This is a genomic window from Nostoc sp., from assembly GCF_036916975.1.
In the GTDB taxonomy this organism is placed as follows: Bacteria; Cyanobacteriota; Cyanobacteriia; order Cyanobacteriales; family Nostocaceae; genus Nostoc.
In genome coordinates this window covers 62,047-82,514 of the sequence record NZ_JBALFF010000081.1, presented here as the reverse complement: position 1 = coordinate 82,514, position 20,468 = coordinate 62,047, and the positions used below count along the sequence as shown (strand labels likewise).

Below are 20,468 nucleotides of genomic sequence, written 5' to 3'. Positions count from 1 at the left end.
CTCCTAACTCCTAACTCCTAACTCCTAACTCCTAACTCCTAACTCCTAACTCCTAACTCCTAACTCCTAACTCCTAACTCCTAACTCCTAACTCCAAACTCCAAACTCCTAACTCCAAACTCCTAACTCCTAACTCCAAACTCCTAACTTCTAACTCCTAACTCCAAACTCCTAACTCTTGTCTTAAACTTTGCAGTTGTTTTTCCAGTTCTTCAATGCGCCAGAGCAAAGAACGAATCACGGTTGCTTCCACATCGGGTAGCTTTCCATGTTCTAAAGGAGAAAGGCTAGCGTTTTGATTTTGGGAAATAATTCGGCCGGGAACTCCTACGACTGTGCGATCGCTAGGGACATTTTGCAAGACAATGGAACCTGCACCAATACGGACGCGATCGCCAATTTGCAGATTACCTAAAACTTTCGCACCCGCCCCAATCACTGCATTTTTACCCACTGTGGGATGACGCTTACCAGTCTCTTTACCAGTTCCGCCAAGGGTGACATCTTGGTAAATTAGTGTATAGTCGCCCACAATCGCAGTTTCGCCAATCACAACCCCCATTCCGTGGTCGATAAACACGCCCTGGCCAATCTCTGCACCTGGGTGAATTTCAATTCCCGTCAAAAATCGCCCCAAATGAGAAATTAAACGGGGGATAAAACCGACTCCTCGACAATGTAACCAGTGAGCAAGACGATGCAAACATAGCGCGTGCAATCCAGGGTAGCAAAACACCACTTCTAGCCAATTACGTGCTGCTGGGTCGCGCTCAAAAATAATGCGATAATCACTCAATAGTGGCTCAAAAAAAGCGCCAGAGTGGAGATTTTTCAGCCTGGATGTATGTTGTGCAGAATCCTGCGTTTTGGTAGTCTGGTTATCGCTAGTATTGTCTAAAGACTGTCGCATCGGTAATGTCTATCTGGTAAACGAGTCATCTGCTATTTTTATGCTTATATCAGCCGACTCCCAACTCGATACAAAACCCAATGCTGATTGGATTTATTGGATTGATTAAGGTTGTACTCAAACGCCCAAACCCCCACTCAAGATAAACTTAAAATTTATCTTGGGGTAGGGGCGCTAGTATTTAACGATGGGGGTACTAGTATTTTTGGGGCAGGGGTTAAGAATTTCTGTACTCGCTACAAGAAACTTTACCTGTAAGTCTTTGCAAACATTTCATCAATATATTTTGCAATATATTAAGCTGTACTCTGATATACTCAAATATGAGTTTGATGAGGCTAGAAATCGATTTTCTGTATATGCTACTACTATTATTATCCTATTATTTGATTAGGCAAAACACAGGTTTCTTTATTTTATTTTAGGATTTGCTGTCTGTATGTATATATACGTTTCAAAATATAGTTATCGCTCATAGTGAATATCTTATTATATAGATGTGTTTCTTTCCTCAAAAGCCTCAAAAGCTTATCCGAACGGTATTGGCAGAAAAAGAGCCAGAATTTCAAAGTCCCTCTCCCATATATGGGAGAGGGATTTAGGGTGAGGGCAAAAACTACGGTTCTCAACTTATATCCGGTTTAAATTCTTATTTTTTTCAAAAAGATTCCTAAAAACTGTCGTAAAAATAGAATGAAATAGCCCTGGGGGGTAAAAACTAACTTTGACTACTTTCGTGATTTTTTCAATTGTTCTAAATAAACAGCAACCTCCATCATAATGCTGTTACATCTTTGTTAAGAATAGTTACAAGCTCTTAACACAAGGAAATATTTCTTATGCCAGTCTCACTTGAAAATAATGCACCACATCAGGTTGTAATCGTTGGCGGTGGCTTTGGTGGACTGTATGCAGCAAAGGGTCTGAATGCAGCGAATGTAAATGTTACTCTCATTGATAAACGTAACTTTCATCTATTTCAGCCGCTTTTATATCAAGTTGCCACAGGTACGCTATCACCTTCCGATATTTCCGCACCATTGCGATCTGTATTTAGCAAAAGCAAGAATACAAAGGTGTTGTTGGGAGAAGTAAATAATATCGATCCAAAAGCGCAACAAGTTATTTTGGGTGATGAAGTAGTACCTTATGATACCTTAATTGTTGCCACAGGTGCGAACCATTCCTATTTCGGTAAAGATAACTGGGAAAAAGTTGCTCCTGGCTTAAAAACTGTGGAAGATGCGATAGAAATGCGTCGCCGGATATTTGGCGCATTTGAAGCAGCAGAAAAAGAAACCGATCCAGAAAAACGCCGGGCTTTTTTGAATTTTGTGATTGTGGGGGGTGGCCCGACTGGTGTAGAATTAGCAGGTGCGATCGCTGAGTTGGCATACAAAACTCTCAAAGAAGATTTCCGCAGCATCAACACCTCAGAAACAAAAATTTTACTATTACAAGGTGGCCCTCGCATCCTCCCACACATTGCACCAGAGTTATCGGCATCAGCAGCAATAGCTTTGCAAAAGTTGGGTGTAGAACTCCACACTCACACCAGGGTGACAAATATTGAAGGTGATATCGTTACTTTCAAGCAAGGCAATGAATTTACAGAAATTGCCTCAAAAACTATATTGTGGGCAGCAGGTGTCCAAGGTTCTCCAATGGGGAAAGTATTATCAGAAAGTACAGGTGTAGAGTGCGATTACTCTGGGCGTGTAATTGTAGAACCTGACTTGTCTATCGAGGGTTATGACAACATTTTCGTAATTGGAGATTTAGCTAACTTCTCCCACCAAGATAGTAAAGTCTTACCTGGTGTTGCACCCGTAGCTAAACAACAAGGAGAGTATGTAGGTAAACTAATTCAACAACGGCTTAAAGGTAAGACTTTGCCACAATTTCATTACAACGATGTGGGTAGTTTGGCGATGATTGGGCAAAATTTAGCTGTTGTAGATTTAGGCTTCCTCAAACTCACAGGTTTCCTTGCTTGGGCATTTTGGCTATTAGTTCACATCTACTTCTTAATCGAGTTTGACACTAAATTACTAGTAGTATTTCAGTGGGCGTGGAATTATATCACTCGTAATCGTCGCTCTAGATTGATTACAGGCCGAGAAGCTATTGTAGAACCAAAAACTGTTAACAATAGCGTGCAACAGCCTTCTGTGACACCTCTGTAACTTCAGGTATCATATAGTCAATCATGCTACAAGGGGCTATTGGAGTGATGAGTGCCGTGTGGTGGCAAATCTTGCGCGAAGATTAGCTGTTCCTGCAAAAGAATATGGGAATAATATCATGTTCGGTCAATCATTTACGGTATGTCATTGCGAATGTAACTAAGGAACGTGGATTAAATAATTCGTAATTCGTAATTCGTAATTCGTCAATTTTGTTTTGTAATGAAGAGTGCTGTTGTGGGGACGGTTTCCGACTCGCATTACAACGTGGGATTTAACCCCAATCGCATTACTTGTCGGTTTTAGAACTGGGGGACTTAAACCCACGGAACTAGTTAAATAAAATGCAAAACTTCATCAATTATCTAGCTTCCCTCTCCTGATCAATTATCTAACTTCCCTCTCCTGATCAATTATCTAACTTCCCTCTCCTTTATAAGGAGAGGGATTGAGGGTGAGGTAATTTAGCGATATAAATTGTATATTATTTAATTCTTGTTCCTAAGCCAAATGAAGCAATAGCAAGGTTTTGATATTGCCACGCTCCGCTCGCAATAATATAAAATCCGTTTGTATAAGAATTATTGCTCTTTCCTCTCCCTCTGCGCCCTCTACGTCTGGAGCGGTTTTTTAATCATTCAGATGCTACCGGATTTGATATGACTTGCATTTAAACGGACATAATACCGCTCTAAGCAATTTTGGCAATTTGGCATCTCATGACTTCGAGTTGCAGTTTCAATAGAGATATCAACACAATGGGACAGTGAAGAAGTTGTACGAGGGATAGGGCAAAACTTCCCGCTTCTGGTGTCCCAGCTATGCCAGTTGTCAAATGAGTGCTGTAGAATAGCTCTACATAATTGATACAGCACTCAACAGAGTTCAGTTCCCGCTCTGCAACTGGCTAGAAATTAACAAAACCAAATATAGCCCAGATGGCAAAACGCTTGTCAGTGGTAGTCTAGCTAATTAGTTACAGTTAGCACATCTTTGCAACGGAAAACTCTCTTTCCTCCAGCAAGAACTACGGTCTTAATGATAAGTCTTTAACGAGACACGATATGATATACCCAACTTCAGTCAGAAGTAGATTACCACATTCTTGTATTAGTGGGATAGGTTGATCAATCATCTCCAAAAAGAATGAGATTTACATAATTTGGCAGGTGACAGAGTAGAAATAGAAATTCTAAAATTAAATCAGGGACTTGCAGAATTAAAAATAATCGCCTCCTCCAGGTAGCGGGAAACTCTTCAGTTATAAGTATCGTCCTTAACCAGGCTGCTCCTCACATAATTACCATATCAGCCCTCAGTCAGGAAGGTTTTGAACATGAAAGGCCAACAAGGATCTAATCGTATTTCTTCAGGCGCAATTGCAGCCGTGTCAGCAGTGGTTGTAGCCGTGGGTGGCGGTGTGGCTTGGTTTACTACACACTCCAGCAATACTCCCACACCAGCAAACCCCTCTGGGCGCATCGCTCAACCACCACAGCCATCAACTAAGGAGCCATCAACTAAGCAGCCAGCTAATGAGCAAAGCCCTAACGTTTATTGGCTCAGACCAACGGACAAAAATGTTTCTTTAGTCCCCCAGCCTGTTAGAGTCGCTTCTATACGCCCCAACCAGCCATTAGAAGCAGCTTTCCAAAGTTTGTTAGCAGGCCCTACAGAAGGGACGACAGATTCTACAACTATCCCCAAAGGAACCAAACTTTTGGGACTGAAGACAGAAAATGATGAGGTTCACGTTAATTTATCTGAAGATTTTACCAGTGGTGGTGGAAGCACATCAATGATGGGTCGAGTCGGACAAGTTGTTTACACTGCGACAACTTTAAATCCCAAAGCCAAAGTGTACATTGACGTGAACGGCAAACCGTTGGATGTTTTAGGCGGTGAAGGTTTAGAGTTACAACAGCCACTAACTCGTGAAAGCTTTCAGAAAAATTATCAGCTTTAAAAAAGTTAGGAGTTACAAGTTAGGAGAGAGGAGTTTTAACTCATAACTCATAACTCATAACTCATAACTCATAACTTTCTTATAATTACCGTTTGCTATTTAACACACGAAAGTTACGGGCTTGCTGTTCTAACCTTGTGGCAAGGCGATCGCAAACCCGATTACACAAATCAAAAATCATTTCATCTTCCACCCGGTAATAGGCACAAGTTCCTTCACTGCGGCGGCTAAGGATACCTGCTTGCCACATTACCTTCAGGTGTTTTGACACATTTGCCTGAGAAGTCTGTGTTGCCTCTACCAACTCTTGCACGCATTTTTCTTCATCCCGTAATAAGTGGAGCAGGCGCAGGCGCATTGGCTCACTTAACAGACTGAAGTATTCAGCTATTTGTTGCACCACTTCTGGCGGTAAAGGCAACGTTTGTTTCATCAGGATTAACCCGCAAGGACTGAAGTTTTAACGATGACTCATTTGGGATGACTCATTTCATATATAGATTAATACTTAATCAGGGTTAATTCGCATCAAAGGTTGACCATATTCTACAGCGTCGCCATTTTGCAGAAGAATTTCCATCACCTGTCCAGAGACTTCGGCTTCGATTTCATTCATCAGCTTCATGGCCTCAATGATACAGACAGTTTGACCCTTGCGGATGCGATCGCCCACTTCCACAAATGCCACTTCCCCAGGTGCCGGAGCGCGATAAAACGTTCCCACCATTGGGGAAGGCACTTCTACTAATCTTTGGTCAATAATTGAGGGGGGATTTACTGACAACTGCAATTGTGTGCTAGTACCAGTATTCTCAAACACACGAGATGTGGACACCTCCGTTACCTGACTCGTGTTCACCTGGTTTCCCCCAGATGAACCCGATGTCGAGCCAGAACCCACCACACCGCCGAAGGTCGCTTGACCTACCGATAACATCTGATTGCTGACGCTGACAGCTTTACGGACTGTTAGTTCAAAATCATCGCTTTTGAGCGTCACTTCTACAATATCTGTTTGGGCGATAGTTGCTAGTAGTTGGCGGATTTCATTAAAGTCCAATGGCACAGTTTTTATTACCTCGACCTATCCGTAAATGAGCATCTTAAGTGTCGCAGGGATTTAATCCCTATGTAGGGATTTAAATCGGGACTTGCATCTTTGTAGAGATGAAAGTTATTCCCTGCTGATATATTTATCTTCCTGAGTATCAACTTTGATGCGTTCTCCTTGAGAAATAAACAAAGGAACCATCACAACTGCGCCAGTTTCCAGAGTTGCTGGTTTTGAGCCACCTGTGGCAGTGTCACCTTTTAAACCTGGATCTGTTTGTACAATTTCCAAAACCACAGATTTAGGCAATTCTACTCCTAGCACCTGGTCGCCCCACTTAATCACTTCGGCTTCCATACCTTCCTTGAGGTATTTGACGCGATCGCCAATTTGGGCGCGGGTTAATCTGCCTTCTTCGTAGGTTTCCATATCCATAAAGACGAACTCATCGCCCTCTTTATAGGTATGCTGCATCGTACTTTTTTCTAGAGTGGCTTGCGGCAACGTTTCCCCGGCTCGGAACGTTTTTTCCATCACACTGCCACTCTGGACATTTTTTAACTTAGTTCGGACAAAGGCGGAACCTTTACCTGGCTTGACGTGCAGGAATTCTAGCACCCGCCATACAGACCCATCTAATACAATTGAAACACCGGGTCGAAAGTCGTTACTGGAGATCATGAAACTTTCAAATTTTGGAAGACAATCGGCATTTATTGTACCCTTCTAGGGTCGTCATTGGGCATTTGTCATTAGTCATTAGTCATTTGTCATTAGTCATTTGTCATTTATCCTCCGCCCTTAACGTGGGAAGATTATTGATGGGTTACGTCCAGTCAATAATCTAATGCTGCATTTGAGTTATCCCATGCTTAACTTATTAAAATCGTGGCTGAAGAACAGCCTAATGGCAATACTGCTGGTAACAATATTTTTAGGCATAACTACAGCTGGGTGGACTCCCTCTAGTAGCGCCGCACTGCCCGCAGGCAATGCAATTACCGACGGCAAAGCTTTGTTGCGGTATGCACTCCCGATAGATAACAAACCTGTACGGCAATTACAAGCCAGTTTAGAGGACATCTCTGCCCAACTGCGGGCTAATCGACGCTGGGGTGCTATTTCCAAAGACATCAGCCAAGCATCCCGCATTCTCGATAAACCCTCCCAAATCTTAACAAGCGTTCCCGCAGAACGCCAACCCCAAGCCGAGGCTTGGATTACCGAGTTGAAATCTGGGGTAGGTAAATTAGAAGAATTGGCGAAGAGTAAAGATAAAGAACAAATTCTTCAAGAGAGAGGCAAACTTCTGAATCTCGTTACTGGGCTAGAAGAGTCAATGGTGAAACAATTCCCCTTTGAAGTGCCTACTGAGTACAGTAACCTGCCACAACTTAAAGGTCGCGCCACTGTAGAAATAAAAACCAACAAAGGCGATTTGACCCTTGTAGTAGATGGTTATAGCGCCCCTATCACTGCTGGGAATTTTGTAGATTTGGTGCAGAGGGGTTTTTATAATGGCTTAGAATTTACCCGTTCTGAAGAATCTTACTTTTTGCAAACTGGAGATCCTGCTGGCAAAGATGTAGGTTTTATTGACCCAACAACGGGCAAATATCGCGCTATTCCGTTAGAAGTCTTAGTTCAAGGCGATAAAGCACCTACCTATGGCATTACACTAGAAGAAGCTGGTCGTTACGTTGATATGCCAGTTCTACCTTTCTCTGCTTTTGGTGCAGTGGTGATGGCTCGTCCTGAAAGTGAAGTAAATGGTGGTTCATCACAATTCTTCTTCTTCCTCTTTGAACCAGAACTCACCCCCGCCGGACGCAACCTATTGGATGGTCGTTATGCCGTTTTTGGCTATCTCACCGAAGGAAAAGAGGTTTTGGATCAACTGAAAGCGGGTGACAAAATTGAATCGGCAACAGTCGTTCAGGGAATAGAAAATCTGGTTGAGCCGCAAGCAGCATAATATATTTTAGATTTTGGATTGAATCCAAAATCTAAAATATATTGATGTTTTTTTTAAATCGAACGTAATAATTAATTTTTTATGCTTCTAAAAATTTAAATTTTGCGTAAAACAAACCTTTCTAGATTGCGATCTGATGCTTTTCGGTTAAACACATTGCAATACTTTTCTCGTAATAAGCTGCTTCATTGATAAAAATAGGATAAGTAGTTGAGTTTGCTTCGTAAAGGATTGTTTGACCATCAAATGTTAAGAACATAGGATCACCTGGATTTAAAGCCTCATAATCTTTAAACTGAAGCTGAGGATGAATCATGGCTTTAATTTCTCCGTGTTCGTTTCTCGGATAATCAATTGCTTCTATATATCTGTAGAAGATAAGAGTATTTGGGAACGGTGGTACTTTTTGCTGGTTGTACAGTTCTAAATAATCTAAAATTGTGTAAATTATGGCTTCAGTTTTCAGAAAAATATCTGCATTCAAAACACCTTGAGGAACAGAGCCAACCTCAATAGCAACGCTAAATTTGCCAAGCGATCGCAGCGAATTCTCACCTCGACCAGAGTTTCCAGAACTATAAACCTTGACTGAAGGATTAAGATAACTGAGATAGGCGGCTAATTGCAGATTGAAGGGTTGCTCATTATCGATAATAATGGTTACACCCATGTTGGCAGTTGTACTATGTAAATCCAAGATAAAATCAACAGGAGTTTTACCATTTTGACCAAACAGATGGTCAATCTCTTGAGCTAGTAAATCCTCATAAGCAGAAAGTGTTGAATCCTCTAAATTTTGACGCAGAAAGCACCGATTTAAATCTTTGTCAATGTATCGTCTTGCTGCTGCAAATGCTTTAGGATTAGCCAACAAGGTCAGTGTTTCAAAATTGGATTTACGAATTAGCTCAGGAAATTGCTCAAAAAGTTTGATCAAGTATGCTCCAGTAAACTCGTTCCCATGAGTTCCACCTCCAATCAATACTCGATTGATTTGGCTGTTAAGTTTCATTTCTGCTTCCCTAATTGCAAGTGGCTGTATTGCTCTGAAGATATCTTGGAAAACCATGATATAATCACCTTGTTTATGCAACATTCCATGACTCAAAGGTCATAATGCTGAAAAAACAAGAATCTTTAGGCTCTCACAAATGGTCAAATTGGGATGAACTAGAACTGCGTCACCTAAAGTATGCGATCGCTGTAACCCAGAAGCAGGGATTTACCAACGCTGCTGCATATCTGGAAATCGATCAGGGATTTTTGAGTAGGCAAATCAAGTGGCTGGAGAAAAAAATTGGATTTCAACTATTTGATCGCAACCAGCGCCCGTTAAAATTAACAGATGCTGGAAATGAGTTTTTGCAAGAAGCGCGTCAAATTCTCAGTCAGGTTGAACGAGCAATTGAATCAGGTCAACGGTTAAGTCGTGGTGAGAAAGGACGATTAACTATAGGAATCAATACATCCATCGCCAACAGCAAACTACCCGATATCCTCCGAGCATTTCATGAGAAGTTTCCAGAAGTAGAATTGGTGTTACAGGAAATAGCTTCCTATGACCAAATTGAGAAGTTGCGAAACCAACAACTGGATTTAGGTTTCTTTCATCTGCATAATTTACAAAATATCAAGAGCAATAATGATGATGTTTTGACTTTTACGCGTATTCTCCAAGAATCGCTGGTCATTGTTTTACCGGAAAACCATCGTTTCGTAAGGCGAACTAGCATTTCACTTGCAGCACTGGCAAATGAGCAATTTATCTTACCACCACATAACTTGTTATATAACTTACGCGATCAAATTAATCGGCTTTGCGTAGATGCAGGTTTTCAGCCAAAAGTAAGACAAGAAGCAGCATGGATATCAACTGTTCTGAGTTTAGTTGCAGGTGGAATGGGGATTTCACTACTTCCGGCAAACGTACAAAATCTTCAACGAAGTGGTGTAGTCTATCGTTCTATACAAGGACAATCACCAGTATTAGAAATCGTTGCTGTTTGGCGAAGTGATAATGGATCTATAATTTTGAAGAATTTCCTTGAAGTGATTGGGAATTTAGCATGAATTTATCTTCAATATTTTTAAACTTAGCATCGCTGAGGAATTTTTAGTCTAATCACGATTGAAAGAAGACTACTATCTATGATCTACTAAGTAAGTGGGCGCAAATAATCATCACTCGCTTGTAGTTGCGCTTTAGCGCTAAAGCGCAACTACGAGCCAAATACAGAGATTTTATTTTTCGTTACATAGTTTGGTTTTATCTTGCCTACCTACTTAGCCCAGATTACCTGCATTCAACACCTCTTCAACTGCAATATTAAATTCTGGAAAAGTCCGCGATCCAATTTGCTGGTTGGCGGTAAAAACTGTTTCTTCATAAAATCCATCTTCCAGTAGTAACACTGAAATTTTTGCTTTCATGGGGTCTACAATCCAATATTCAGGAACCTCTAAGGCCGCATATTCAGAGCGCTTATGGCGATAGTCTCGTTTAATTGATTCACGACTGACCACCTCGACAATTAGTAACGGCGGTGACTCAAATACTGCTGAGGCATTTAATAATTCTCTAGCTTGTTCCACTGTCATTACACACAAATCAGTCAACCTAGATTTATTTCTACCCGTTCTCACCCCACTTTCTCGAAAACTCAGCCAAGGTAAGCTGCAACGTTTGATTTCTGCATCTAGTAATTGCTCAAGAAATTTGGCAATCAGAAAATGTTCAATATTAGGTGGATTTATTAGCTCTAGCTTGCCATCCACCAGTTCATAATGGAAACTGCTACCATCATCATAGATTAAGTACTCCTCAAAGGTGATGCTGGTTACTGGTGTACTGACCATCCCAACTGTCTCCTAAACGATACCCCGATCTTAAACTTACAATACCAACCTCAGCAACGCCAATTTGATGGGGCTAAGTACTTGAGTGAACGTAGACTGAAGGGTGCTATTTTGTGCAACACTATCATGCCAGATGGGAGTATTAGAAATGATGGTTGTAGGGAAATGAGGGAGAATAATTACTAACTCTTAACTTCTAGCTTCTAACTCCCCTAACTCAGATTCCCGGCGGTGAACACCTGATCAACTGCGATCGCTAATTCGGGAAAAACCCGTGATACTATTTGCTGAGTGGCTGTAAAAACTGTTTCTTCATAAAATCCATCTTCCAGTAGTAACACCGAAATTTTTGCTTCTAGTGGGTCTACAATCCAATATTCAGGAACCTCTAAGGCCGCATATTCAGAGCGCTTATGGCGATAGTCCCGTTTCACCGACTCTGGACTTACCACCTCAACAATTAGTAACGGCGGTGACTCAAATACTGCTGAGGCATTCAACAATTCTCTGGCTTGTTCCACTGTCACTACACACAAATCAGTCAACCTAGATTTATTTCTACCCGTTCTCACCCCACTTTCCCGAAAACTCAGCCAAGGAGAGCTACAACGTTTGATTTCTGCTTTCAAGGCAATATCCAAAAAATCGACAATCAGGAAATGTTCAATAGTTGGTGGATTCATTAGCTCTAGCTTGCCATCCACCAGTTCATAATGGAAATCGCTACCATCATCATAGGTTAAGTACTCCTCAAATGTGATACTAGTTACTGGTGTTGTTACCATCCCAACTGACTCCTAGACGATACCCTTATCTTAAAGACTAAAACAAATCATTAGTTTTCTTAGTAATTTTGTAATTTTGCAACACGGAAAACCGATTGTGAACAGTGAGTTATCTTCTCAACAAGTAAAAGATATTGGTGAACAAGGTCTTTTAGAAAGATTACAGCGCTTTTGTCCTCCAGAAATTATCGGCGATGATGCAGCAGTTCTGGTGACTGCACCAGAGCAATCTTTGGTGGTGACAACAGATGTGCTGGTTGATGGCGTACATTTTAGCAATGTCACCACTTCCCCAGAAGATGCTGGTTGGCGGGCTGCTGCTGCCAATTTATCAGATTTAGCAGCAATGGGCGCTTCACCATTGGGAATTACCGTCGGGTTGGGACTCCCCGGTGAAGTTAGGGTGAGTTGGGTTGAGCGATTATACCAGGGAATGACACAATGCCTGCAAAAATACAATACCTCAATTGTTGGGGGTGATATTGTGCGATCGCCTGTAACTACTCTGGCAATTACTGCTTTTGGTCAAGTTTCCCCTAATCGAATTATCCGCCGTTCTGCTGCTGTTGTGGGAGATGCGATCGTCGTTACAGGCGTTCATGGAGCCTCAAGAGCCGGCTTAGAACTGCTCTTGCATCCCGAATTAGGACAAGACCAAGACCTCAACGACGCAGAACGCACGGCTCTAATCCGCGCCCACCAACGCCCACAGCCACGATTAGATGTCTTACCAATCCTCCACAAAATCTTAACTCCTAACTCTCAACTCCTAACTCCTAACTCCCAACTACCGATTGCTGGTATGGATAGCAGCGATGGTTTGGCAGATGCGATTATTCAAATTTGCCGCGCCAGTGGCGTTGGCGCTGTTCTAGAACGCAGACAAATTTCCATTCCAGCAGCTTTTGACCATTGGCTGACACAACAAGCCCTAGAATATGCTTTATACGGTGGCGAAGACTTTGAATTAGTGCTGTGCTTACCACAAGAGTCAGCATCAGCCTTAGTGCAACATCTTGGTAAAGATGCTGCGAAAGTAGGCAGCATTACACCCGGATCAACAGTACTATTGCACGACGAACAAAAAAAATTCCCTGACCAAGTTCTAAGTCTTAGCCAGGGATTTCAACACTTCAATAGTTAGAAGTTATGAGTTATGAGTTATGAGTTATGAGTTTTAATTCCTTACTTTTCATTCCTAACTCCTCACTCCTCACTCCTAACTTTTTAATTAAACCCACTTCTCGGCTACCAATTCTGCCAAATCCAAAACTCGTTGGCTGTAACCCCACTCGTTGTCATACCACGCCATAACTTTTACTAGGTCATTGCCCATAACCAAAGTCAAGTTAGCATCAACGATCGAAGAAGCATCACTACCTTGATAATCGGAAGATACCAGTTCTAGTTGACTATAATCCAAAATGCCTTTAAGTGGCCCTTCAGCAGCATCTTTGAGAGCTTGGTTAACTTCTTCAGTAATAGTACGCTTCTCAACCTGAACTACGAAATCTACCATTGAGACGTTCGGGGTAGGTACGCGCAAGGCAACACCATTTAGCTTGCCTTTGAGGTCTGGAATAACCAGCGCCACTGCTTTTGCTGCACCAGTGGAGGTGGGTACAATGTTGATCGCTGCTGCCCTCGCCCGTCGCAAATCCCGGTGAGAAGCGTCTAGCAAGCGTTGGTCACCTGTATAGCTATGGGTGGTGGTCATCGTGCCTTTGATGATGCCAAACTTATCGTTCAACACCTTGGCAATCGGTGCCAAGCAGTTGGTAGTACAGCTAGCGTTACTGATAATGTGGTGTTTATTGTGGTCATAGTCGTGATGATTCACACCAACCACAAAAGTGCCATCCTCGTTTTTACCAGGAGCGGTAATCAGAACTTTTTTGGCTCCAGCATTTACATGCTTGAGCGCTCCTTCTTTGCTAGTAAATACCCCGGTTGCTTCGATAATTAGGTCAATTCCCCACTCTTTCCAGGGCAAGTTTTCAGGGTTGCGATCGGATACGCACTTAATGGTCTTACCGTTAACGATGATAGAGTTATCATCGGCACTAATCTCAGCACCCTTGATCTTCCCTAGCATTGAGTCATATTTCAGCAGATGAGCATTGGTTCTAGGGTCTGAAGTGTCATTAATAGCCACAAGGTCGATTTGACTATTCTCTCTACCCACCCAGCAGCGTGCAAAGTTACGTCCAATCCGCCCGAAACCGTTGATTGCAACTCTAATCACAGTGTCTTGCCCTCTGTATTTATGCTTATATGTTGATATCGTTGACCCCAATCATATCGCAAAGGGGGGGGGCAATCTTAACGATAAAGTGTTAGATCAATAAAAAAACACATAATTTATTCAGATTTGTTCGAGTAGAGATTGTTGTTAGTGATATATGATCTGACCGATTCCGGGACTAAATAACGAATTGACTGGCATTCGCGGCAAAATTTGCGGATTAGACTTGACGAAACTCCTACTAAAGGTATATCTAAGAGTTGCCAGTGAATAATATGTGACTGCTCTTTAAGTTGTTCCTCCACTTGCTTGCAGATTAATTTGCTTTGAGTTATAGTCTCACCACCTAGCAGTCGGGGTGCTATTAACCAATCACACATTTGTGCTAGTTCGTGTCCACGGTACCAACGGGGTAAAGTTTGGAAAGTATCCAAACCTACGATCCAGTACCAGTGAGTATTTGGGTAAGAAGCAGATAAGTCAATCAGGGTGTTAATAGCATAAGAAGTCCCAGAGCGATTTGCCTCCACTAGTGAGACAGTAAACGCTGGGTTATCTTCTATGGCTAATTGCAGCATTGCCGCACGATGTTCAAACAAAGCTGCTTGTTTGTACAAAGGATTTAGGGATGGCACCCAAATTACCTTTTTAAGGGATACTTGATGCAAAGCTCTCTCGGCTACCAGCAGGTGTCCGCAATGAATTGGATCAAATGTGCCACCAAAAATTGCTAGTTGCTGCATCCAGTTATGCGTGCATTTTATGCAATTGAAAAATAGTTTCATTATCAATGTACTATTGTAGTCAATTCATGCCTAGACTGGATGCAATTTAAAATCAGCTTGACTAACAATGTATGATGTAGCCAATTCCAGTAAGGTAGCCAAAAAGATGTATTTGACATTACAAGAATTTCTTTCCCGATGCGACCAAAATTTTCAGAATAATCTTGAAAACAGTTCAGAAATAGTAAAAACCTCCAAGCAAGGTAAAATCATTCTGAACAAGCAAAATCAGAGCAAAAATATCATCTGGGCATCAAACATAAACATGATTAAGGGACAGTTACGGTAAAAATCAAATTCCTGTTATGATACGCGTGTCATTTGTGATCTATGGTGTGGTGTGGTGTAAAAGGAGTAAGAAATGACAAATTCTGTAGATTTTAGTGGTAGACCATTTCATTTCATTGGCATCGGTGGTATAGGTATGTCTGCTCTGGCATACGTTCTCGCCAAGCGCCAATTTCCAGTATCAGGTTCGGATCTTCGTCCTAACCACATTACGCACAAGTTGGAATCTATCGGCGCTCATATTTTTGGTAAACAAGAGGCAAGCAATCTCGAATTCTTTCGCCCTCAGGTATTAGCGAATGCAGTAGTATTAAATTCACAAGAAGAATTACCTACTGCTACTAACTCAATACTGCCTCAAGTAATTTGTTCAACAGCAATTAACACGAATAATTTAGAATACAAAGCAGCGCTGGAATTAGGTTGCCCAATTTTACATCGTTCAGATGTACTAGCAGCTTTAATTGCCGATTACCACAGTATTGCAGTCGCAGGAACACACGGCAAAACTACAACCAGTAGCATGATTGGCTATATGCTTTTGGAAGCAGGTCTTGACCCAACGATTTTAGTTGGTGGCGAAGTCAATGCTTGGTCAGGGAATGCTCGATTGGGACAAAGCCAATATTTGGTAGCCGAAGCAGATGAATCTGATGGTTCCTTGATAAAACACGCTCCAGAGATTGGCATCATCACCAATATTGAACTCGATCATCCAGACCATTACGAGTCATTAGAAGAAGTAATTGACATTTTCCAGACATTTGCTAAGGGTTGTAAAACGTTAATAGGTAGCATTGACTGTGCCACAGTGCGCGATCGCTTGCAACCCACAATTACCTACAGCTTACACTCAGATACCGACGCTGATTACACCGTCACTAATATTGATTATCGGGCTGATGGGACCACGGCTCTAGTCTGGGAAAGAGGCAAAGCTTTGGGCGTGTTGAACTTGCGTTTGCTCAGTCGGCACAATCTCAGTAATGCCTTAGCAGCAGTAGCTGTTGGTCGTCTCTTGGGCTTAGAATTTGGAGAAATTGCCAAAGGTATCGCCACCTTTGAAGGAGCAAGACGCCGCTTTGAATTCCGGGGTGAAGTCGATGGTATTACCTTCATAGATGACTATGCTCATCATCCTAGCGAGATTCGCGCTACTCTTGCCGCAGCACGCTTACAAGCAAGACCAGGACAAAGAGTAGTTGCCATCTTCCAACCCCATCGCTATAGCCGTACACTGACTTTTTTAGAAGAATTTGCCGATTCCTTTACCCATGCTGATTTGGTTGTACTGACTGATATTTACAGTGCAGGTGAACCCAATTTAGGGCAAATTACTGGTGAACATCTAGCGGCCCAAATTGCTAAAAAGCATTCTCCTGTAGTTTATCAACCAACTTTACCCTCAGTGCGTGAGTTTTTGCTGCAAAGCCTACGCCCAGGAGACTTGGCGCTGTTTTTGGGGGCTGGGAACTTGAATCAGGTAATTCCTGAAATAATTACGACACTTTGCGAACCAGCTAAAGCCACATCTTAAGTGGAGGCTTTGCGAAGTTTTATTTCTGAGCAAAGCGCCCCTCTAGCAACGGTTCCATCTGTGAACTCTCTTACCGTATTGTAACGGTAAACAAATGTAAAAATTTTACCAAAAAACTAAAGATGACCATTTCCCAGGCAGCTGGAAACGTCTGCACAGTTTCTGCTTTGAATACAAAGAAACCCCAAACAACTAATTCGGTGGAGAGTGAAGTAATCTACTTACCCAATACTGATTGTGCGATCAAATCCCAGGCTTCTTTGTCAGCCTTTACTTCCTATAGAGTTGGGGGAGCAGCTGATTTATACGTTGCCCCTCGAAACATAGAAGCACTGCAAGCAAGTCTTAAATACGCAAAAGAACGTAATTTAAAGGTGACAACACTGGGAGCAGGTTCTAACTTGCTGGTGAGCGATGGGGGTATATCAGGCTTAGTTATTGCTACTCGTCATCTCCGCTTCAGCAACTTTGACCCCAAAACCGGTCAATTAACCGTTGCTGCTGGAGAATCAATTCCTACCTTGGCATGGGCGGCAGCAGAATTAGGATGGCAAGGATTGGAGTGGGCTGTTGGCATCCCTGGAACAGCCGGTGGTGCCGTGGTGATGAATGCAGGCGCACATAATAGCTGTATCGCAGAGATGTTAGTTAGCGCCCAGGTACTTTCACCCGATGGTACATTGGAAACTCTTACCCCCGATCGCTTAGGTTATAGCTACCGAACTTCATTATTGCAAGGTGGCGATCGCATAGTCACCCAAGCCACATTGCAACTCGCGCCAGGTGCCGACCCAGCAAAAGTTCTGGCTATCACTAGAGAACACAAAAAACATCGGTTAAGCACTCAACCATACAACTTCCCCAGTTGTGGTAGTGTGTTCCGCAATCCCAAACCTTACAGCGCTGGCTGGTTAATTGAACAAACTGGTCTCAAAGGCTACCAAATTGGTGGAGCGCAAGTAGCACAACTCCATGCTAATTTTATCGTCAACCGTGGTGGAGCAAAAGCTAGTGATATCTTCTGTCTCATTCGCCACATCCAACATCAAGTACAAGAACGTTGGTCTATTAATTTAGAGCCAGAAGTCAAAATGCTCGGAGAGTTTCAAGGTGCTTGTGGATAAAAAATGGCGAGTGGGGGAGATGAGGGAGATGAGGGAGATGAGGGAGATGAGGGAGATGAGGGAGATGAGGGAGATGAATTAATAACCAATGCCCAATGCCCTATTCCCTACTCCCTACTCCCCTTGGTTGAAGCAAGAAGCAGACCCATCTATTGGAAACTTTAGTTCAATAACTAGCTTTTAAAAAGTTTAGTCAAGTTTTGTGTAGCAGGCAAATTACTTACCGCATCTATAATTGAATTTGATTTGTTATTCAGCGCACAGGCGTACAAATAATTATGACAGGTAAAGGACAAGGATTTGGCTTTGGCTTAGGAAAAATGAAGGAACTGGCTGACGCTTTTAAGAAAGCGCAGCAAGTTCAAGAAGGCGCAAAGCGACTCCAAGAAGAATTGGAGCAAATGGAGATTCTAGGAGAATCTGGCGGTGGTCTGGTGAAGGTGATTGTCAGTGGAAACCAAGAACCCAAGCGGGTAGAAATTTCTCCAGAGGCTCTAAAGGAAGGTGCAGAAGTACTTTCTGATCTAGTAACAGTGGCAATGAAAGAAGCCTACAACAAATCCACAGCAACAATGCGGGAACGTATGGAAGAATTGACCAGTGGACTAGAACTTCCTGGATTTTAGTCATTAGTCATTAGTCATTAGTCATTGGTCATTGGTCATTGGTCATTGGACAAAGGGCAAATGACTATTGACAAAGGAGAAAACATATCTATGGCTTACAAGTTGTTATTTGTCTGCTTAGGTAACATCTGCCGATCGCCATCGGCAGAAAACATTATGAATCATCTAATTGAGCAGGCTGGCTTGAGCGAACAGATACTCTGTGACTCAGCAGGTACATCTAGTTATCACGTTGGTAGCCCACCTGACAGACGCATGAGTGCTGCGGCTGCTACAAAGTTGGGAATTAAACTACGTGGTCAAGCCCGCCAGTTTCAAAAGTCAGACTTTCAAAACTTTGATTTAATTTTAGCGATGGATCAAGAAAATTATGAGAACATTCTCACTCTCGATCAAACTAAGCAGTATCAGCATAAAGTGCGTTTGATGTGCGAGTTTTGCTCTCGACATACCCTGAAGGAAGTTCCAGATCCTTATTACGGTGGTGAAGAGGGATTTAATCGGGTTATTGATTTACTGATCGATGCTTGTGAAGGTCTGCTTACAAAAGTTAGGAGTTAGGAGTTAGGAGTTAGGAGTTAGGAGTTAGGAGTTAGGAGTTAGGAGTTAGGAGTTAGGAGTTAGGAGTTTGGAGTTTGGAGTTTGGAGTTTGGAGTTTGGAGTTAGGAGTTTGGAGTTTGGAGTTTGGAGTTTGGAGTTTGGAGTTTGGAGTTTGGAGTTATCAGTTAAAATAATTTGGTTTAAGTCGCCCACTATATCTGTTCACTGTTTCAAAGGCTACGCTGTACTCCAATAACTGATAACTGTTGATTGTTCACTGATTTTATTTCTAACTGCTCACTTTTAACTAGTTCCGTGGGTTTAAGTCCCCCGGTTCTAAAACCGGTAAGTAATGCGATTGGGGTGAAATCCCCATTACAAAACAAAATTTGCGAATTACGAATTACGAATTACGAATTACGAATTACGAATTACGAATTACGAATTACGAATTACGAATTACGAATTACGAATTACGAATTACGAATTATTTTAACTCCTAACTTTTTTATTCCACCAAACCATGCTTTATCGCAAAACGCACTAATTCCGCTCGATTGCTGGTTAAGGTTTTTCTTAATAAACTGCTAACGTATTTTTCCACGGTGCGAGGACTCAGGTGTAGCTGATGACCCATTTCGGCATTAGAAAGACCATGAGTCAATAACTCTAAGACTTCTTGTTCTCTATGAGTTAGGGATGAGTGCAAGTGGGATTTCTGAATTTGAGTGGAGAAAGAATTATGGGTATCTACCCCTTTTGTCGAGGCGGAAATGCCCAAACTCTCTTTACGAGAAAACCGATACTCCGATTGGATAATTTGCGATCGCTCCAAAAGATTGCGGATTGCTGCTGCTAACTCTTCCAGTTCAAAAGGCTTGGGTAAGTATAAATCACACCCTGACTGGTAGCCCAAAATTCTTTCTTGGGTCTTAGTTCGCCCTGTTAATAAAATTACAGGTAATAACCGAAACACTGGTTGTTGACGCACTCGGCGCACTAGTTCGTAGCCATTCATCTGTGGCATCACGATATCCGTAACAATTAAATCTGGATGATGCTCTTCTACCATAACCAAAGCCTCTTGACCGTCATTAGCCGTAATCACTGAGTAGCCAGACAGTTCAAGATAGTCACTAACAGACAGACGAGTGCCCAAATCATCATCCACTACAAGGATCGTCAAGGGCATGGACAATACACCCCTAGCATTTTTTTACTTATGAATTTGCTTTTACGCGCTTAATCGGTGAACACAGCCAATAATAGTGTTCTTATGTTTCATCCTATGACAGTATTACCAGCTAATGATGTCTTTAGGGATGATTTATAAAGAAAATCTTAAATGCTTAAGAAGGTTTAAAGAAGTGTAACTCACCTTTGACTCGCTCTATTTAGGAGGCATAGAGAGCTTTGTATTTTGTAACAACTCATCAACAAAGCACAGTAAATACTACTATAGTGTAAATTAATATTAACTTAATAAATAATTTATGAAAAGCTAACTAGGGATAAATATCTTTTATTTTTTGCCCTTTGTAATTAATTATTAGCTAATCACTAACGATTATTGGCATCATAGCAATTCTTTGTG

General features: G+C 42.0%; 19 protein-coding genes. 9 read left to right on the top strand and 10 right to left on the bottom strand.

Annotated features, from left to right (window positions below):
* Nucleotides 1–157: 157 nt before the first annotated feature.
* On the bottom strand, nt 158–910 hold the full coding sequence (gene cysE / locus V7K73_RS20925) for a serine O-acetyltransferase (RefSeq protein WP_334882664.1): 753 nt from the start codon (nt 908–910) through the stop codon (nt 158–160).
* A gap of 839 nt (nt 911–1,749) precedes the next feature.
* Here cysE and V7K73_RS20920 point away from each other — a divergent pair.
* Nucleotides 1,750–3,096 carry an NAD(P)/FAD-dependent oxidoreductase gene (locus tag V7K73_RS20920; protein ID WP_334882661.1) on the top strand — a complete coding sequence of 449 codons (1,347 nt, stop codon included), beginning with the start codon at nt 1,750–1,752 and terminating at the stop codon, nt 3,094–3,096.
* A gap of 1,336 nt (nt 3,097–4,432) precedes the next feature.
* On the top strand, nt 4,433–5,062 hold the full coding sequence (locus tag V7K73_RS20915; RefSeq protein WP_334882659.1) for a GerMN domain-containing protein: 630 nt from the start codon (nt 4,433–4,435) through the stop codon (nt 5,060–5,062).
* Nucleotides 5,063–5,147: 85 nt separating this feature from the next.
* Here V7K73_RS20915 and V7K73_RS20910 read toward each other — a convergent pair whose 3' ends face one another.
* From V7K73_RS20910 to efp, 3 genes are all read right to left on the bottom strand, one after another.
* Nucleotides 5,148–5,495: an ArsR/SmtB family transcription factor gene (locus V7K73_RS20910; protein WP_334882657.1), complete on the bottom strand. Its 348-nt coding sequence runs from the start codon at nt 5,493–5,495 to the stop codon at nt 5,148–5,150.
* A gap of 75 nt (nt 5,496–5,570) precedes the next feature.
* On the bottom strand, nt 5,571–6,128 hold the full coding sequence (accB, locus tag V7K73_RS20905; RefSeq protein ID WP_334882655.1) for an acetyl-CoA carboxylase biotin carboxyl carrier protein: 558 nt from the start codon (nt 6,126–6,128) through the stop codon (nt 5,571–5,573).
* 108 nt (nt 6,129–6,236) lie between these two features.
* On the bottom strand, nt 6,237–6,794 hold the full coding sequence (gene efp, locus V7K73_RS20900) for an elongation factor P (RefSeq protein WP_334882653.1): 558 nt from the start codon (nt 6,792–6,794) through the stop codon (nt 6,237–6,239).
* 187 nt (nt 6,795–6,981) lie between these two features.
* Here efp and V7K73_RS20895 point away from each other — a divergent pair, with 187 nt between their 5' ends.
* Complete coding sequence (locus V7K73_RS20895; protein WP_334882651.1) at nt 6,982–8,088, top strand: peptidylprolyl isomerase; 1,107 nt, start codon at nt 6,982–6,984, stop codon at nt 8,086–8,088.
* A gap of 121 nt (nt 8,089–8,209) precedes the next feature.
* Here V7K73_RS20895 and V7K73_RS20890 read toward each other — a convergent pair whose 3' ends face one another.
* A complete protein-coding gene (locus tag V7K73_RS20890; protein WP_334882673.1) occupies nt 8,210–9,100 on the bottom strand; it encodes an aspartoacylase in 891 nt (296 codons plus the stop codon).
* 104 nt (nt 9,101–9,204) lie between these two features.
* Between V7K73_RS20890 and V7K73_RS20885 the strand changes: the two genes are divergently transcribed.
* A complete protein-coding gene (locus V7K73_RS20885) occupies nt 9,205–10,158 on the top strand; it encodes a LysR family transcriptional regulator (protein ID WP_334882650.1) in 954 nt (317 codons plus the stop codon).
* Nucleotides 10,159–10,371: 213 nt separating this feature from the next.
* Here V7K73_RS20885 and V7K73_RS20880 read toward each other — a convergent pair whose 3' ends face one another.
* Complete coding sequence (locus tag V7K73_RS20880; RefSeq protein ID WP_334882648.1) at nt 10,372–10,944, bottom strand: Uma2 family endonuclease; 573 nt, start codon at nt 10,942–10,944, stop codon at nt 10,372–10,374.
* A gap of 212 nt (nt 10,945–11,156) precedes the next feature.
* Nucleotides 11,157–11,729: a Uma2 family endonuclease gene (locus V7K73_RS20875; RefSeq protein WP_334882646.1), complete on the bottom strand. Its 573-nt coding sequence runs from the start codon at nt 11,727–11,729 to the stop codon at nt 11,157–11,159.
* Between the two features lie 97 nt (nt 11,730–11,826).
* Here V7K73_RS20875 and thiL point away from each other — a divergent pair, with 97 nt between their 5' ends.
* A complete protein-coding gene (gene thiL / locus V7K73_RS20870) occupies nt 11,827–12,873 on the top strand; it encodes a thiamine-phosphate kinase (protein WP_334882645.1) in 1,047 nt (348 codons plus the stop codon).
* A gap of 87 nt (nt 12,874–12,960) precedes the next feature.
* Here thiL and V7K73_RS20865 read toward each other — a convergent pair whose 3' ends face one another.
* Nucleotides 12,961–13,974, bottom strand: coding sequence for a type I glyceraldehyde-3-phosphate dehydrogenase (locus tag V7K73_RS20865; protein ID WP_334882643.1), 1,014 nt, complete (start codon nt 13,972–13,974; stop codon nt 12,961–12,963).
* Nucleotides 13,975–14,090: 116 nt separating this feature from the next.
* Complete coding sequence (gene nadD / locus V7K73_RS20860) at nt 14,091–14,717, bottom strand: nicotinate (nicotinamide) nucleotide adenylyltransferase (RefSeq protein WP_334882641.1); 627 nt, start codon at nt 14,715–14,717, stop codon at nt 14,091–14,093.
* Between the two features lie 403 nt (nt 14,718–15,120).
* Here nadD and murC point away from each other — a divergent pair, with 403 nt between their 5' ends.
* The 4 genes from murC (at nt 15,121) to V7K73_RS20840 (ending at nt 18,895) form a co-directional block, all read left to right on the top strand.
* On the top strand, nt 15,121–16,584 hold the full coding sequence (murC, locus tag V7K73_RS20855; RefSeq protein ID WP_334882639.1) for a UDP-N-acetylmuramate--L-alanine ligase: 1,464 nt from the start codon (nt 15,121–15,123) through the stop codon (nt 16,582–16,584).
* Nucleotides 16,585–16,706: 122 nt separating this feature from the next.
* On the top strand, nt 16,707–17,708 hold the full coding sequence (murB, locus tag V7K73_RS20850; RefSeq protein WP_334882637.1) for a UDP-N-acetylmuramate dehydrogenase: 1,002 nt from the start codon (nt 16,707–16,709) through the stop codon (nt 17,706–17,708).
* A gap of 278 nt (nt 17,709–17,986) precedes the next feature.
* On the top strand, nt 17,987–18,334 hold the full coding sequence (locus V7K73_RS20845; RefSeq protein ID WP_334882635.1) for a YbaB/EbfC family nucleoid-associated protein: 348 nt from the start codon (nt 17,987–17,989) through the stop codon (nt 18,332–18,334).
* A gap of 90 nt (nt 18,335–18,424) precedes the next feature.
* A complete protein-coding gene (locus V7K73_RS20840; RefSeq protein WP_334882671.1) occupies nt 18,425–18,895 on the top strand; it encodes a low molecular weight protein-tyrosine-phosphatase in 471 nt (156 codons plus the stop codon).
* Nucleotides 18,896–19,382: 487 nt separating this feature from the next.
* Here V7K73_RS20840 and V7K73_RS20835 read toward each other — a convergent pair whose 3' ends face one another.
* Nucleotides 19,383–20,066: a response regulator transcription factor gene (locus tag V7K73_RS20835; RefSeq protein WP_334882633.1), complete on the bottom strand. Its 684-nt coding sequence runs from the start codon at nt 20,064–20,066 to the stop codon at nt 19,383–19,385.
* Nucleotides 20,067–20,468: the final 402 nt, after the last annotated feature.